Source organism: Candidatus Albibeggiatoa sp. nov. BB20 (genome assembly GCA_016744725.1).
GTDB lineage: Bacteria > Pseudomonadota > Gammaproteobacteria > Beggiatoales > Beggiatoaceae > Albibeggiatoa.
Map to the genome: position 1 here is coordinate 19,701 of JADGDW010000009.1, position 16,369 is coordinate 36,069.

Consider the following 16,369-nt stretch of genomic DNA (forward strand, 5'->3'; position numbering starts at 1 on the left):
TAAAGCTGCCCGAACCATCGAACAGCCGTATACTGTAATTATTTAATCTTTATCCCTTTAAACACTGCTTAAATGTTTCAATATCTGTAATTGGTGCATCACACTGCATTCCTGTGCATATATAGGCCACAATATCCGCCTGAGTTTGACGCACAACAGGCATATCATCGTTAAGTTGTTTCGGAATCGCAAAACAGACTTGATGCGGTTTGGCCGACTCTAAATAAAGTACTTTCCATTGCGCCACTAATTCAGGTTTACCACGCAAAATAATGGTTTGGCGTGGATTTATAAACTCATTTAACGCCAACAATAACGCGCCATGTGCATAAGGTAATTGTTGAATATGTGCCCACGCCGCATTTAACACTTTTTCAGATGCAGTATAAAAACGGGTTTCAACCAATAAATGGCCTAAACGATGTAACGCTAAAGCTGCAATTCCATTTCCGCTAGGCATTGATTCATCAGCATAGGATTTTGGCCGTGAAATCAACGCTTCATGACGATGGGCAGTAAAGTAAAAACTACCTGTTTCAGGGTCAGCAAATTCGCTCAATAATACTTCAGCTAATTGAATTGAAAAACTTAAATCTTGATTGCGCCAATCGGTTTTTAATAATTCTAATAAACCATCGAGTAAAAACGCATAATCATCTAAATACGCATTTAAGCGGGCTTTACTATCTTTATAAGTGGCTTTTAAACGGCCTTGTTCCCACATGGTTTGCTGAATGAAATCTACGGATTTTTGAGCCGCTTGCACATAATCTTCACGTTCCAAAACCCGCCCCGCCATGGCTAAACCTTTAATCATCAAGCCATTCCACGAAACTAATACTTTTTCATCACGATGCGGACGAATTCGTTGTTCACGTTGTTGGAATAAAATTGCTCGGGCTTGATCTAATTTTTCGTCGACCGTCTCAATGGGCAGTTCAAATTTTTCAGCTAATTCTTCACGCTCACGGAAACTATGTAAATGCCATTTTCCTTCAAAGTTAGGCTTATAATTTAAACCAAATTGAGCGGCGAATAATTCATAAGTCTCTGAATCCAATAATTGTTTAATTTCATCTCGTTCCCAAGCGTAAAACTTGCCCTCTTCGCCTTCAGAATCCGCATCTAAGGTCGAATAAAAACCACCTTCAGGCGACTGCATTTCACGCATAACCCAGTCCGCACTATCTTGTATCACTTGTTTGAATAATTTAGCGTCTTCGGTTCGGCCTGTGAGCTGACAAATTTGATAGGCTTTGCTACAAACGACAAGGAATAGCCCATTGTCATACAACATTTTTTCAAAGTGGGGAATCATCCATAATTCATCTACGGAATAGCGACACAAGCCACCACCCATTTGGTCATAAATGCCGCCTAATACCATTTTTTTTAAACTAAACAACGCCATTTCTAACGCTTGCGGGTCTGCTTTATCCTGTTGCTGCATTGTCCAATAGTGGTCAAATACAAATTCTAAATTGGTTAAATGTGGAAACTTTGGTGCACCGCCAAATCCACCATGCACCTCATCAAAATTATCGGCTAATTGTTCGATTGCTTCATGTAATGGCGCGGCCGAAATCGTGGTTTGTTCATCGTTTACAAAATGTTCATATTGATGTAAAGCAGCGGTTAAAGCCGCACTTTGCTGTTGAATTTGTTCTTTGCCTTGATGATAAAAACCTGAGACTTTGTGCAAAATTTCATTGAAGGCAGGTAATCCGTGACGCGCTTCAGGTGGAAAATAAGTGCCACCAAAAAAAGGAATATGTTCTTCAGGGGTTAAAAACATGGTTAACGGCCAACCGCCTGCTTTTTGCGCAATCATATTGTGGGCTAATTGGTAAATTTTATCTAAATCTGGGCGTTCTTCACGGTCTACTTTGATGTTAATAAAATGCTCATTCATGATCGCGGCGGTTTGTTCATTTTCAAATGATTCGTGCGCCATTACATGACACCAATGACAAGCTGAATAACCAATAGATAATAAAATCGGTTTTTGTTGTTGTTTGGCTAATTGTAACGCTTCTTCTCCCCAAGGATGCCATTGCACAGGATTATCAGCATGTTGTTGTAAATAAGGACTGGTTTCACGGGCTAAAGCATTGGTTGTGGACATGCGCTTATTCCAATAGTTAGTGAGGCAATGCAAATATTATGGGGACGATGGTTAAGATGACAAATCAAACAAGAGTGAAACCACGGGTATTTTTGCGGATTGTTGCTTGAATTAAGGTTTATAAGGCGAATCAAATCTTTAGCATTATAGTCAATTCTGGTTTATGTGTTAGGACTGGCAGTCCTTTTATACTTTAAATATCAATCAGTTTTAAAATCTAGGACTACCAGTCCTGTATCACTTTAAAGTAAAACGACTATAACACTTTTTCATAGGACTACCGATAATGAGAACTACCAATCATTCAAAAATCAGCAGTTCGATTACGCTAAATTTTCTGCTTATTTTGACTCGTCTGTTTTAATACTGGTAATCAATGCGACATTGGTTACGCCTGACACTTTCAACGCATCAATCACTTGCATAATCCGTCCATAAGCCACATTTTTATCGCCTTTCAGCAATACTCTGGATTGCGCTTGGTCTTTAAGTAAATCTTTGATGGATAAAATAATTTCTTGCTCTGAATAAGGTTGCTCATTGTCCTGCAAATACAACAAACCATCGGCATCAATCGACACAATGATTAACTCACCAACATCTGTCACCACGTCAGGCGTACTTTGACTGGCTTGAGGTAAATCGACTTTAATCCCTTCAACCAATAGCGGTGACGTAATCATGAAGATAATCAACAATACCAACATTACATCAATGTAGGGTACGACATTTATTTCAGCCATGCGGCGCTTGCGATAAGGGTTATTCTTCATGAGCTGGTTTTGGCGTAAATTTGGCGTTGCAATAAATTAGTAAATTCTTCTAAAAAATTATCATAACGTGTGGTCAAACGATCAATTTCAGCCATATAACTGTTGTAAGCAATCACAGCAGGAATCGCCACAAATAAGCCAATCGCAGTTGCAATCAGTGCTTCAGAAATCCCCGGTGCAACCATGGCCAAAGTCGCTTGCTGTACATTTCCCAAAGCATGAAACGAGTGCATAATGCCCCACACCGTACCAAATAAACCAATATAAGGACTGACCGAACCAATCGTAGCTAAAGTAGATAGCCCTTTATCCAATCTATCGACTTCACGTACTAAAGCCACTTTCATGACACGTTGTAAACTATTTAACATCACTTCAGGCGCAATATTTTGTTTACGTTGCTTGGCAAATTCAACATAGCCGATGAAAAAGATACTTTCCAAACCTCTAGGGTCACGGCGATAGCCGCTAATACGATTATATAAACCAGTGAAATCTTTATTTTTCCAAAACTGATTTTCAAATTTACATGCTGAGCTACGTGCTTTTGACAACACATGACTTTTACCTAAAATCAATGCCCAAGAATAAAGTGACAGAAAAATTAATAACACCATCACCGCTTGAACAAAGACACTGGCATCAAGAAATAGTTTGATATAAAACGAGTTTGTAAGTTCAGGTAACAAATCAGGAAACATAATCTTGTAACGCTTGTAATAAAATAAGTGGAAATTGCTGCGGGCGTAACTCAGTTGCATGAACGCCAGCTAATTTAACTTGTGCTGCACACAATAGTGTATTTTCTCTTAGCACGTGTTGTTCCATTTGTAAGCTCACTTTGCCCATTTTTTTAACTGTTGTCAGTGTGGTTAACATATCATTGAATAGGGCAGGCTTGTGATAATCGACGTTAATATTGCGCACCATAATAATCTGTTGATGCTGTTGGATTAAATCAGTTTGTTCAAATCCAAGATGGCGCAGAAATTCGGTGCGGGCACGCTCAAGAAATTTCAAATAGTTGGCATAATAGACTACACCACCTGCATCAGTATCTTCGTAATAGACTCTAACGGGAAAGTTGAAATGAGAATTCATATTTGGCATAACAGGTTATAAACGAAAGGCTTATTATAACAGTTTCTTTAGGACTGGCCGTTGTTGCAATACTTCCAGCCCTGACGATTTATTCTAAATGAGTACTTAAATTAAGCATTTGAGCTGAATATTTTACCGCGCAGCCATAAGCTTGAGTTTCTGGATAAGTCACGGATTCTCCTTCCACTAACTCTTGTAAAGCCGCTTTAACATAATTAAACGTAGCAACGCCTTCAGGCGCATTATCAATTGCCCCTTTGTACATGAGTATGCCTTGTGGATTGATAATAAAAACCTGCGGAGTGACTTCAGCTTGCAATGCTTGACCGACTAAACCTTGATGGTCATCTAAAATACGATAAAAAATTTGATTTAATTGCCGCCAACGCTGGTTATCTTCTTGTGTCATGTAATGGGTGCTATTAATTGCCAACCACACCACATCATGGCCAAGATATTCATAAGCTAAATTTTGCATGGTTTTTAGCTCATAATGATGTTTCACTGCTGGACAGTCTTGGTTAAACCATTCTAATACAACGTGCTTTCCGACAAAATCAGACAATTTAACAGGATTCCCCCAACTGTCTAATAAAGTGAAATTAGTCACAGGCGAGCCAATTTGCGGGGCTGCATGAAGTGATAAACTAAGGAAATAAACACATAAAATAAGGTAACGCATGACAACCTCCTCATGGAGTCAAGGTATGACAAACACTTTTTGACTTGAACCAACTACAATACGCTGATTTTTTTATTTATTGTTCTGCCAACAGCTCTACAATAGCCTGAGCCGCTCGGTCACTAGCAGATTGTTTTAATTGTAAATGTAATTCTGTGAAACGCTGGTCTAATTGTTTTGCTGCTGCTTCGTTATCTAACCAATATAGTATAGCTTGTCCTAGATTTTCTGGTGTGACTTCGTGTTGTAAATATTCAGGCACTAATTTTTCATTCGCCAATAAGTTGGGTAATGAGAAATAAGGAATATGCACCAATTGCTTTGCCATCCAATAAGTCAATGTCATTAAGCGGTAGGCAACCACCATCGGGCGTTTAACTAACATTGCTTCCAGTGTTGCTGTACCTGATGCCATTAAAATCACGTCAGCCGCTGCCATCACTTGGTGAGATTGTTGTGCGGTGAAACATTGAATCGGTAAATTAGGGGCAATTTGTTGTAAATGTTGTTGGAAAATATCAGTGGTTTTTTGATTGGCAAGTGGAATGATAAATTGTAAATCGGGGCGTTTTTGTAGCAACCATTGCGCAGTTTGAATAAAGGGTTCTGCCAGTTGTTTTAATTCTGTGCCACGGCTACCGGGTAGAATTGCAATCCATGTCGCATTTTCATCTAAGTTAAGTGCTTGTCGGGCGGCGAGATTATCAGTTTTCAGCTCAATGTTATCTGCCAGTGGATGTCCTACAAAAGTGACGGGATGTTGTTTTTTTTCATAATAAGCAGCTTCAAATGGGAGCAAAGTCAGCATCAAGTCACAGGCTTGTTTAATATGCTTTAAACGGTATTCGCGCCATGCCCATACCGATGGACTGACATAATGCACGGTCGAAATATTGGCTTGTTTGAGGTGTTTTTCTAAACGAAGATTAAAATCAGGTGCGTCGATACCAATGAAAATATCGGGTGGATTTTGCAGGAAATAATCGCGTAATTCATCATGACAACGTTTGATGGTGCGATAATGTTTTAACACTTCAAACAAACCCATAACCGACAGTGTTTCCATTGGGTAATGGGTTTTGAAGCCTGCTTGCAACATATTTTGTCCGCCAATGCCTTCAAATTGGGCTTGGGGATAATGTTTTTGTAGGCTTTGGATTAATCCCGCCCCTAAAATATCGCCAGAAATTTCCCCAGCTACAATGCCGATGCGTAATATTTTTGCTTTTTGATTGCTTATTTTATCCATTCATTTCACTATTATTCTATTATTATCAGTAATATAAAATACAGGCCTAAACTAGCGGCTATTTAACAGTTAGAATAATACGCTAATTTTTCTGCCAATAATTGACGGTTAATTGGCTTCACAAGATAATCATCCATACCCGCTTGTAAACATTGTTCTTTATCGCCTTGCATTGCATTTGCTGTCATCGCAATGATGACTGGGCGGTTATCTGTATATTGATCGATAATATTGCGAGTTGCTGTAAGTCCATCCATTTCAGGCATTTGTACATCCATTAAAATAATGTCGTAATTCTGTTGTTGTGCAAGTAATTCTAGAACTTCCAATCCATTATTCGCAACGGTTACTTTACAGCCAATTTTTTCTAAAATAATGCGGGCAACTTTCTGATTAACTTTGTTATCTTCAGCAAGTAATACATTGGTATTAAGCACTTGGATTTGGATTTTCTCTATGAGTTCTGTCCTTTCTGTTGTTTCAGATTCAGAAAAAAGATTAACTAAATGATTATGTAATTTTTTAGGTTTTAGCGGTTTGGTTAAAAAATAAACACCGTCTTGTTGTAAAAAGGTTTTTGAATGGTCTAGCTGAGTTAAGGCTAATAATTCACACTGAGTATAATCAATACATGATTTGAATTGTTTGATAATACTTGCAAATTGTTTTGCATCAAAAAAAGTGTCTAAAACTGCAATATCAACTGTGTTATCCAATTCGAGATATTTCATTAATTCATCGGGTTGGTGAAATGAATGAACTGACATACCCCATTGCTGCATAAAACTATTTAATATCTTATGATTTAAGGTCATTTTCCGTGTGCAAAGTAGCACTTTTTTACCTGTTAAACAGGGAGTTGATTGGTATAATTGAGGATATACAGATTCTTGTCCCATTTCTACTTGAATTGTAAAGGAAAATGTTGTGCCTTGCCCTAGTTCGCTTTCAATCCAAATTTGGCCATTCATCAATTCACATAAATTTTTACTAATCGCCAACCCTAAACCTGTACCGCCATATTTACGAGTAATTGAAGTATCTGCTTGTACAAACTCATTAAATAAATTTTGGATTTTATCAGGCGCAATTCCCATACCTGAATCTTGAATATCAAACTGTACAACACCTTGATTTTCATCTTTAATAGCTTTAAGGGTAACATGAATATTAATTTCACCTTCATCAGTAAATTTTAAAGCATTACTCAAAAGGTTAATCATAATTTGACGTAAACGAGTGACATCGCCTATTAATATCTCAGGCACATTAGGTTCAATAAAATAAGCCACGTTAAGCTGTTTTTGATGAGCTCTAAGTGCAATGAGGTCTATCGCGTGTTCAACACAATCACGTAGAACAAAAGCAGATTCTTCTAAAATCAGTTGGCGGGCTTCAATTTTTGAAAAGTCTAAAATATCATTGATTAAGGTCAAAAGAGCATCACTGCTTTGTTTTACCGTATGTGCATAATCATCTTGCTCAGCATCCAATTTAGTATCTAATAGTAAGTCTGTCGCCCCAATCAAACCATTGATAGGTGTCCTAATTTCATGACTCATATTAGCTAAAAATTCACTTTTGGCTTGGTTAGCTGCATCTGCTTGTTGTCTTGCAATATGATATTGTTTGGTTAACCATGTTTGATAAATCAGTTGCTCTTTTAACTCAAGCCAACGCCGTAGTGAATAAAGCCCTAAAAAAAACGTATTTGGTAAAATAAGTACGAATATTTCATCTAATTCCCAATGCTCATACGTGCGACTGAAATCATGTAACCTGTCCCATATGTCAAAATTAATTGCGAGCAAATAAAAAATTAAATTAGATGATATTAAAATAATAGTGTCTAATTTAACTGTTGTTTTAGGTAGTTGTGGAGGACTTTCTTGTGTATCCATCTTTTTATCATAATCCATAAAAATATATCTTAAATAATGTAAAAATCGATAACATAAGCTAACAGTTAATCCACTAAATAATAAGCAATTTTAGCTTTTTGTTCGTCAAAGGTATTATTTGAATAACTTTAAATTAGAACATATTTTAATGTTTTTGTCATTTTTGAACTATGATAATCAGTTCTTCTTAATTTATTGATTTATAATGAAAAGTCATAATCTATAATCAAAGGCGAATGGTCAGAAAATCGTTGCTCTTTATAAATACTGGCAGTTTGTACCGTTTCACGCAGGGACTCTGTAATTACTTGATAATCAATCCGCCACCCTGTGTTATTTGCCCAAGCCTGTCCACGATTCGACCACCATGTATATTGATGTGGCTCTTGATTCACCTGCCGAAACGCATCCACATAACCTGTTTCATCAAGCAACTGATCCATCCACGCCCGTTCTTCAGGTAAAAAACCAGAATTCTTTTGATTAGGTCGCCAGTTTTTCAAATCGATTTGCTTATGTGCGATATTCCAATCTCCACAAATCACTAAATTTTCCTGCTGCCGTGCTTGTAAATACGGTAAAAACTTATCCATAAATTGATATTTCAAATCTTGGCGTTCCGTTCCCGACGAACCTGAGTGCATATATAACGATACGACGCTGATATTTTTAAATTGCACCTCCAAATAACGTCCCTCACAATCAAGCTCTTCCCAACCAATCCCATGCTTGACTTGTTGAGGCTGTTGGCGCGAATACACCGCAACGCCGCTATAACCTTTTTTCTGCGCATCATGATAAAAACAGTGGTAGCCTTGAGGGTGGAAAATCTGATCGGACAATTGGTCAATCTGTGCTTTGGTTTCTTGGATACACACAAAATCCGCTTGTTGAGGTGCTAACCAATCAAAAAAACCTTTTTTCGCCGCAGCACGAATCCCATTAACATTGGCAGTAATAATACGCATAACAACTTTATTGGACTAAAATGAGGGCTTGAGTTTACCATATTTACTGGGTTCAAATTGTGTTCGGCTATAACCTATAAAGTCATTTTTTTTCCACTTTAATCGTTTATTTTTATAAAATTAGACAATTCTTCATATTATATTAAAATCATAAATAAAAGTATTTATAATTAAAAAATCATTTAAACATAGCCTTAGTTGGGTGTTTTACTATGCTTACCTCCGTATTGAGCTTAAGTAATTAATATTAAATGTTATTATTCAAAATAATCGAATTATTTATAGTAGAAATACAAAGCTTACTATGTTTTTTGTAATTATTTTATTGATAAAATAGAGCTTGACAAATTTAACGGTCTAATCTAGGCTTTGCACACTATTTTTATTTATACGGAGTTATCACTATGTTAAATCTCGGACGGAAAAATTAACAACGCCTTCTAACGCAATGATTTGGAAGGCTTGTAACAAGTTGTCTTCCAAGGTCATGCGGTGCATAAACTCACGTATAAACCTAAAAAAAGCCTCGGCCGACAACGAACTGTTAGCTGGGGCTTTTTTATGCCTTAAATTTAGTAATTAAGATATGAAGTGTAAGTTTGATAGCCAGATTATATTAATTAACAACGGGTTATCAAGAAGCAGGATAAGAGATATGCCTATTAAAATGACATTGGAAAAAGGCGCTGTTCCAATCAAAATATATACAGACGACGTTGAATCATCTGCATTAGATCAACTTATTCAGATTTCAAAGCTGCCGTTTATTCACCATCACGTCGCGGTAATGCCTGATGTGCATCTGGGTATTGGGGCAACGGTTGGGTCAGTGATTCCAACTAAAAAAGCGATTATTCCTGCTGCGGTTGGGGTCGATATTGGTTGTTTTACAGGTGATACTAAAGTGCCATTATTAAATGGCAAAGAACTGAGTTTACAAGAACTTGTAGAGCTTGGCGGTGAACATTGGGTTTATGCCATTGATGAAAATCACAAGATTACAGGTGCAAAAGCGACAGCAAAATTGACTCGACATCATGCGGCATTGATGAAAGTGGTGCTTGATAATGATGAGGAAATCATTTGTACACCTGACCACCAGTTTATGCTACGAGACGGTCTGTGGTGCGATGCTAAGGATTTAAAACCGAAAACCTCTTTAATGCCGTTTTACAGTCAGATTGATAAAGGTGAACGTAGTGTACAACAACCTGCGGTGGAACACGCATTAAACCACAAAGTAAAATCAGTTGAACCACTTGATTATAAAGCAGATGTATATTGTTTAACTGTGCCTGAATATGCTAACTTTGCCTTATCAGCAGGTGTTTTTGTGCATAACTGTGGAATGAATGCCTTACGTTTATCTTTGACCGCAAATGAATTGCCTGAAAACTTGAAAAAAGTGCGAGAAACAATTGAAGATGTTGTGCCAGTCGGTTTCGAAATGCACCGTGGCAGACCCAAAGCACATAGCTCGACTATCAAGTCTTTGGACAATGGTATCGAACAAATTATGCAGAAACATCCCGCCATTGCTAAAATGTCAAGAAAGCCTCGTCAAGCATGGGCGCAACAACTCGGCACGTTAGGTGGTGGCAACCATTTTATTGAATTGTGCTTAGATGAAAATCAAGATGTGTGGATTATGCTGCATTCAGGCAGTCGTGGCATTGGTAATAATATTGGTCGCTATTTCATTGGCTTAGCAAAAAAAGACATGGAAAACCATATTGCACAATTGCCACACAAAGATTTAGCCTATTTTCCCGAAGGCACGCAATATTTTGATGACTATGTGCAAGCGGTGCATTGGGCGCAAGATTATGCTATGTGGAATCGTAAGGAGATGATGCGCTTGATTTTGGATGCTTTGAAAAAAGTACTTCCTGTATTCAGCATTACCAAAGAGGCAATTAATTGCCATCATAACTATGTTTCGATTGAGCAACATTTTGGCGAACAAGTGTTTTTAACCCGAAAAGGGGCGATCAGTGCGCAAGAAGGCGAACTTGGCATTATTCCTGGTAGCATGGGTGCGAAATCTTTCATTGTGCGTGGCAAAGGCAATCCTGATGCGTTTTGCTCCTGTTCACATGGTGCAGGTCGTAAAATGAGTCGAACTAAAGCCAAAAAATCATTTGATGTCAGTGATATGGAACAACAAACCGAAGGCGTTGAATGTCGTAAAGACAAAGGGGGTTTAGATGAAATTCCCGGTGCGTATAAAGATATTGATACGGTAATAGAACATCAAAACGATCTTGTCGATGTGGTACATACTTTGAAACAAGTGGTTTGTGTTAAAGGCTGATTTTTACTTTATACTTTAATATAAACCCTTAATGGAGTCCCATGTTTTAGCTTTACGAGTCACTTTCTGATTCAAACTGAAGCTTTGAGCTCTAACTTATAAACTCGAATAGGAGTCGATTTATGACTATTCAATTCATTCACACAACAACTTATTGTTAAACAAGGAGAATACTTTGATTTCTTTAACTTACTTAACGCATACAAACTCAAAACGAACTAGAGCAACACATTTACTCATCTACCTGCAATACGTGCATCTGGAGATAAAGTCATGGACAAAAATTTACTAAACGAGATTATCGAATGTTTACCCAAAGGGCGTACCTTATTTACCTATTTTAAAGACCGCTATGCGCTGTCATTGCTATCATATTACCTTGGCAATCAGCCACAAAAAATTAGTACGTTACGACATTCCCCTTTCGCAAAATTACTACAAAAACCAACACTTAAACCTGCTTTAGCTTTAGCTGGGCAAGGTGAGCTCACGACAGATCATTTAGCCACAGTTTGGGATCAAGAGTTGTATTTTCTATTAGGTCTCACTTCATGGGGCAATAATAAATATGACACTTATTATCAAACTTCCCGCACTGGCTATAATCTTGTTTTACAACTCAATTTTTCCAATCATCATGACCAAGCTTATCGACGATTAGTCAAGCCTTGGTACAAAGCACGTTTTAATTCTACCTATCACCCATCTAAACACAAAGATAAAGAAGAGTTATTTCGGGAAACTTTAGCATGGGCGCGGATTGATTTGGATTTTGATTCGGATGAAGCGTTAATTGAAGAAATACAGAGCGATTGGATTAAGCAAGTTGCCAGCACATTCCGCCGTATGGCATCGCATAAAGATGAAGCAGATGCTTATTACGAATACGGTTTAGATGCTGAACCCGAAGAAGTAATTGCTTACGTCAATACGGTACTCAAGCCTTATATTAAAGTTTGGGAAGAAGCCATGCTGATGGCAACCATCGAATTTATCCGCAATGAATTAGGCATTCACAATATTTACTATCACAGTTATGAAACAGGTTGTGCGTTGAAACATTGTTCGCCACCTCGTTCATTATATAGCACTATTCCACGTAAGTTTTGTTTTCAAGAAACTGAACAAATGCCCCATTTTTTACAGAATTTACGCTATGTGAAGAAAAATCTACGCAAAGTGGAAAAACCACGCTTTTTTAAATTAAGTCTTTGAAAATGGGTAATCCTTATTTTTAAGACAATTAGCTATTTTTAATTTACAGGACTGCCCGTCCTGATAAAACGCTACAGGAGCTTATAATGCCTAGCCGTACCCGAAACTATGTTGCACGTTCACCCTTATTACGCAAAGGTGGTGTGCATGAAAAATCTAAAACCACCCAACGTCACAAGGCCAAAAAAGAACTTAAAAAGGAGATTTCTGACTGGCATAGACGTTAGGAGGTGTTATGTTTTTTTGTAAAATATTAGAAGCTAAAAGTGTGGGAAAAATCATGTATTTTACTCACACTTTATGTTTTTAATTCAATGTTTATTTGCAGTATTTCCATTCATATCACAAAACAGCACTTCTTTCCTTCTTTATACAAATATTCTATTTCTGCATAAACCACATACAAGTAATAAAATAAGCATCTACAAGTTAAATTCAAGCATAAATCGCCACACACTCTATTCCACTGAAGCTTTAAAACTATCTGAATCATTGCAAACTCAAAATTTTTGAAATTTTTGCGTAACATGAGTAACTAACATGGCGGAGTGAAATTAAGCAATTTAACTATCTTTAGCCTAAAAATACAACAAAGCTAAAATATCTGCTTAGTTTTGCATCGCAAAATCTCAAACAGGTATGGTAATATGAGCCACTATTTTTTAGCCAAGCCTCATATTATCAATGGATACACTGACAGAATTACAAGCCCAAGCCCAACAGCAGATTGAACAAGCCGCAGATTTAGCTGAATTAGATAATGTGCGGGTACAGTTTTTAGGCAAAAAAGGCGTATTGACAGAACAGCTTAAGCAGTTAGGTAAATTGCCAGTAGAAGAACGTCCCAAAGCAGGCCAAGCAATCAATGTGGTCAAGCAAGAAATCCAAAAAATTATTGAAGCTCGCAAACAAGCATTACAAGCTGATAAATTACAAGCACAATTGGCTTCTGAAAAAATTGATGTTAGTTTAGCAGGGCGCAGTCAAAGCCAAGGCGGTTTACATCCTGTAACCCAAACTTTGCAGCGTATTACAGATTTATTTGCTCAAATTGGATTTAATATTGCTCAAGGGCCTGAAATTGAAAATGATTACCATAATTTCGGCGCACTAAACATTCCAGATCATCATCCAGCACGTGCTATGCACGACACATTTTATTTTGATGCACACACCTTATTACGTACACATACATCACCTGTGCAAATTCGTACGATGGAGCAGCAACAGCCACCATTAAAAATTATTGCACCGGGGCGAGTTTATCGCTGTGATTCTGATATGACCCATACACCGATGTTCCACCAAGTGGAAGGTTTAATGATTGATACCGATGTGTGTTTTGCAGATTTAAAAGGCATTTTAGACGAGTTTTTAAAACGCTTTTTTGAACGTGATTTAGCGGTGCGCTTCAGACCGTCTTATTTCCCATTTACTGAACCTTCTGCAGAAGTGGATGTGGAATGGGTAGACCATCGTGGCAATAAAACATGGCTGGAAGTATTAGGTTGTGGCATGGTACATCCTAATGTATTCGATCAAGTGGGTATTGATAACGAACAATATACAGGTTTTGCATTTGGTATGGGTGTTGAGCGGTTTGCGATGCTACGCTATGGTATTCCTGATTTACGCATGATGTTTGAAAATGACTTGCGTTTCTTAAAGCAGTTCAATTAATTTAGCTTCAATCAATAATAGTTTGGATATTTTTAAAATTAAATCAATGAATTACAAACACTAAAGCTTGTAACCAATTGAGCTATTTTTGACTTTTCAAAAACTGTCCAAACTATTGAAATAACAGAGCTTGTTAGAAAAAAATATTCTAATGTAGATGATGATGTCATTCTTGTACTTTGGCAATATTTAAAAAATGTGTTAAAGCTCGCATAACATTTAACAATCAAATACTCACAGATTGGCTAATGCGTTTGCGACAATTAGCATAAGCCTGTTCAACCGTCACCTCAATATAGCGTAATGCCGTTGTCCAATATTGTTGATACGCGGTTTTATCTTCCACAATATTCACCGACCCATTGACTCTAAATCGTGTCTCATTGATAAAATCAATAAATAAAATTCCAATGTGTGGATTATCTAACATATTACCCAACGAGTTATAAATATTGTTGCCTGTATAATCAGGAAACACTAAAGTTTTTTCATCTCGCACAATAATCGCGGGTTGTTTGTTGCCTTCTAAATTAGGTTCTGTGCCTCTGAAACTACAATCACACTCTCCTTGTGTACTTGCCGTTGCAATAAAAAAATAATCTTGCTGTTTAATAAATTGAATCGCGTTGAAATCTAAGTGATCTTTAAACATTTGATCTAATGCTTGCTGACCTTTTTCCGTTTGCCAACGTGCTCGCTGATCAAAATGCTGTTGCGCAGTGATTTCGCCAGAATGTAAGATTTGCTCAATACCACGCGACATATTTTTCCTTTTAGTTGCCCATTATGGTGATTTTTAGATAGAATAACGAAGTTGAAAGACTGCCCATCCTTGAAGGATTGACAGTCATTTAACAGAAGATTATAACTTAGTTGCTCGTTTTACTAGACCATTTCAAAGTACGAGAACCATCTGCCTCTTGCAAGGAAAGTGATGCTTCCAACTCAGTTGAGCCTACAGAACCATAAGTTTCACCAAAGAATAAATTAACATTGACTTGCTGTGGAGAGGCAATATAAAACGCGCCAAAGCCCGCACTTGAACCACTGGTTTCTCGATCAATCCAGCCACCAACATTCACACCACCACTAAACGTATTAGCATTCAAGCCTAAACCAGATAAACCACGCGCTGTACCATCTTGGCTTAAAATTTCTGCAACGTAAAATCCCGGAGCAAGCACTTCTGTAGTGACAGAAGTTCCTGATTTAACAACATTAGAATACAAGATCACGTCATTTGACTTAATGCGTACCAACACACTTTCAGCCACTTGTAAATATTCATACGGAGTTAAAGTCACGGCTTCATAACCACTTAAATAAAAACCTACGAATCCGGGTACATCGCCATTTTCTTTTAAAATCGCGCCCGCATTAAAGCCACCAGGGTTATAACCAGCAGTAGTATTAACAGATACGCCCCAAAAGCCTTCAGTCCCTCCCTTGGGCAACTCGATATTCATCACGTAAAAACCCGCTTGATCCACTTCTAAAGTGTAACTACAACTTGCGCTGCTACATGCTGTTGATGAACCATCAGTACCCGTTGTTCCATCTGTGGTTGAACCATCAGTACCCGTCGTACCATCTGTAGTTGCTGGATTTAAACCCGCACTATCAACACCGTTGCCTGTATCAGCTAATGTATTATTTTTTAACTGTGCAGTGCTATCAATTTCAACGCTAAATTCACGACCATCTGAAAATGTAAAGGTTGCACGATTGGTGTCTATACCTGCCGCTGTAATTTGCAATGTGCTGCTGTCAACGATAGTCACACCCACATCCATCCCACTTGAGAAACTCCAGCCAACTTGACTTGATCCTGTTGTTGACGCTGTAGGTGGCAAATAAACCGCGAATTCAGAACCTGAAGGCACTTTAATTTCACTGCCTTGCTCAACTTCATATAAAGATACACCAAGCTGACGCGTATTAAACTCCCATGCTAAATCTTTGGTTTCGGTTGTACCATCAATCAGTTGAGCACTATAGGTTAATTCCGCACGATAGCGAGTATTCCACGCTAAACGTTGTAATGGGAATAACGCATATTCTAAACCTGAAAATCGGCTGTTTGGGTCAGTCGCTTCATTCAACTCACGGGTTAAATCCAATGCAGTATTGTCTTTATCGTGGTAAATGGTGAAATTAGAAACGGCTACATTTTCATAAGTTAAAGGGTTAAATTGAATCGATACGGGATAACCTGAAACTGAGTAATCTGGTAATGGATCAGGTGTTTCTTCATAGAATGTTGGCTGAATATCACTGCCATTATTCGCAGGCCACAATACAATATTTGGATTCAAACCTATTGGCTCATCGCGGGTGGCTTCATACACTTCTTTGCTGACT

General features: G+C 37.7%; 14 protein-coding genes. 4 read left to right on the forward strand and 10 right to left on the reverse strand.

The window, feature by feature from the left end; translation table 11 throughout:
• Window positions 1–49: 49 nt before the first annotated feature.
• The 8 genes from ABXH34_RS01980 to ABXH34_RS02015 all read right to left on the reverse strand — a co-directional run bounded on the left by ABXH34_RS01980 (window position 50) and on the right by ABXH34_RS02015 (window position 8,799).
• Window positions 50–2,125, reverse strand: a complete 2,076-nt coding sequence (locus ABXH34_RS01980) for a thioredoxin domain-containing protein (protein ID WP_353570178.1) — start codon at window positions 2,123–2,125, stop codon at window positions 50–52.
• Between the two features lie 341 nt (window positions 2,126–2,466).
• A complete protein-coding gene (tolR, locus tag ABXH34_RS01985) occupies window positions 2,467–2,868 on the reverse strand; it encodes a protein TolR (RefSeq protein ID WP_353570179.1) in 402 nt (133 codons plus the stop codon).
• 26 nt (window positions 2,869–2,894) lie between these two features.
• Complete coding sequence (tolQ, locus tag ABXH34_RS01990; RefSeq protein ID WP_353570180.1) at window positions 2,895–3,599, reverse strand: protein TolQ; 705 nt, start codon at window positions 3,597–3,599, stop codon at window positions 2,895–2,897.
• Window positions 3,589–4,008 (reverse strand): tol-pal system-associated acyl-CoA thioesterase, encoded by a 420-nt coding sequence (ybgC, locus tag ABXH34_RS01995; RefSeq protein ID WP_353570181.1) that lies wholly within the window; start codon window positions 4,006–4,008, stop codon window positions 3,589–3,591. Before ybgC ends, tolQ begins: the two co-directional genes overlap by 11 nt.
• Before the next feature lie 79 nt (window positions 4,009–4,087).
• Window positions 4,088–4,681, reverse strand: a complete 594-nt coding sequence (locus ABXH34_RS02000) for a redoxin domain-containing protein (protein ID WP_353570182.1) — start codon at window positions 4,679–4,681, stop codon at window positions 4,088–4,090.
• A 76-nt stretch (window positions 4,682–4,757) separates the two neighbouring features.
• Window positions 4,758–5,930, reverse strand: a complete 1,173-nt coding sequence (gene lpxB / locus ABXH34_RS02005) for a lipid-A-disaccharide synthase (RefSeq protein WP_353570183.1) — start codon at window positions 5,928–5,930, stop codon at window positions 4,758–4,760.
• 62 nt (window positions 5,931–5,992) lie between these two features.
• On the reverse strand, window positions 5,993–7,831 hold the full coding sequence (locus tag ABXH34_RS02010) for a response regulator (RefSeq protein WP_353570184.1): 1,839 nt from the start codon (window positions 7,829–7,831) through the stop codon (window positions 5,993–5,995).
• 200 nt (window positions 7,832–8,031) lie between these two features.
• The gene (locus tag ABXH34_RS02015; RefSeq protein ID WP_353570185.1) at window positions 8,032–8,799 is read right to left on the reverse strand and encodes an exodeoxyribonuclease III; all 768 of its coding nucleotides are present in this window, start codon (window positions 8,797–8,799) and stop codon (window positions 8,032–8,034) included.
• Between the two features lie 655 nt (window positions 8,800–9,454).
• On the opposite strand from ABXH34_RS02015, the gene ABXH34_RS02025 reads away from it, so the two are divergent.
• The 4 genes from ABXH34_RS02025 (at window position 9,455) to pheS (ending at window position 14,008) form a co-directional block, all read left to right on the forward strand.
• Window positions 9,455–11,113, forward strand: a complete 1,659-nt coding sequence (locus ABXH34_RS02025) for an RtcB family protein (RefSeq protein WP_502710390.1) — start codon at window positions 9,455–9,457, stop codon at window positions 11,111–11,113.
• 273 nt (window positions 11,114–11,386) lie between these two features.
• Window positions 11,387–12,328, forward strand: a complete 942-nt coding sequence (locus ABXH34_RS02030; protein ID WP_353570186.1) for a hypothetical protein — start codon at window positions 11,387–11,389, stop codon at window positions 12,326–12,328.
• An 86-nt stretch (window positions 12,329–12,414) separates the two neighbouring features.
• A complete protein-coding gene (locus tag ABXH34_RS02035) occupies window positions 12,415–12,555 on the forward strand; it encodes a hypothetical protein (RefSeq protein WP_353570187.1) in 141 nt (46 codons plus the stop codon).
• Between the two features lie 457 nt (window positions 12,556–13,012).
• A complete protein-coding gene (pheS, locus tag ABXH34_RS02040) occupies window positions 13,013–14,008 on the forward strand; it encodes a phenylalanine--tRNA ligase subunit alpha (RefSeq protein ID WP_353570188.1) in 996 nt (331 codons plus the stop codon).
• A gap of 226 nt (window positions 14,009–14,234) precedes the next feature.
• Here the strand turns inward: pheS and ABXH34_RS02045 are convergent, their stop codons facing one another.
• Both ABXH34_RS02045 and ABXH34_RS02050 read right to left on the reverse strand, forming a co-directional pair.
• On the reverse strand, window positions 14,235–14,771 hold the full coding sequence (locus tag ABXH34_RS02045) for a pyridoxamine 5'-phosphate oxidase family protein (RefSeq protein WP_353570189.1): 537 nt from the start codon (window positions 14,769–14,771) through the stop codon (window positions 14,235–14,237).
• A gap of 106 nt (window positions 14,772–14,877) precedes the next feature.
• Window positions 14,878–16,369: hypothetical protein (locus ABXH34_RS02050; RefSeq protein WP_353570190.1), on the reverse strand; the 1,492-nt coding region annotated here is incomplete at its 5' end.

Bases quoted from the DNA above. Each gene is read 5' to 3' on its own strand.
- ybgC (WP_353570181.1), bottom strand. From the start codon at position 4,008: ATGCCAAATATGAATTCTCATTTCAACTTTCCCGTTAGAGTCTATTAC.
- tolQ (WP_353570180.1), bottom strand. From the start codon at position 3,599: ATGTTTCCTGATTTGTTACCTGAACTTACAAACTCGTTTTATATCAAA.
- ABXH34_RS02025 (WP_502710390.1), top strand. From the start codon at position 9,455: ATGCCTATTAAAATGACATTGGAAAAAGGCGCTGTTCCAATCAAAATA.
- ABXH34_RS02045 (WP_353570189.1), bottom strand. From the start codon at position 14,771: ATGTCGCGTGGTATTGAGCAAATCTTACATTCTGGCGAAATCACTGCG.
- tolR (WP_353570179.1), bottom strand. From the start codon at position 2,868: ATGGCTGAAATAAATGTCGTACCCTACATTGATGTAATGTTGGTATTG.
- ABXH34_RS02015 (WP_353570185.1), bottom strand. From the start codon at position 8,799: ATGCGTATTATTACTGCCAATGTTAATGGGATTCGTGCTGCGGCGAAA.
- lpxB (WP_353570183.1), bottom strand. From the start codon at position 5,930: ATGGATAAAATAAGCAATCAAAAAGCAAAAATATTACGCATCGGCATT.
- ABXH34_RS02030 (WP_353570186.1), top strand. From the start codon at position 11,387: ATGGACAAAAATTTACTAAACGAGATTATCGAATGTTTACCCAAAGGG.
- ABXH34_RS02000 (WP_353570182.1), bottom strand. From the start codon at position 4,681: ATGCGTTACCTTATTTTATGTGTTTATTTCCTTAGTTTATCACTTCAT.
- ABXH34_RS01980 (WP_353570178.1), bottom strand. From the start codon at position 2,125: ATGTCCACAACCAATGCTTTAGCCCGTGAAACCAGTCCTTATTTACAA.
- ABXH34_RS02010 (WP_353570184.1), bottom strand. From the start codon at position 7,831: ATGGATACACAAGAAAGTCCTCCACAACTACCTAAAACAACAGTTAAA.
- ABXH34_RS02035 (WP_353570187.1), top strand. From the start codon at position 12,415: ATGCCTAGCCGTACCCGAAACTATGTTGCACGTTCACCCTTATTACGC.
- pheS (WP_353570188.1), top strand. From the start codon at position 13,013: ATGGATACACTGACAGAATTACAAGCCCAAGCCCAACAGCAGATTGAA.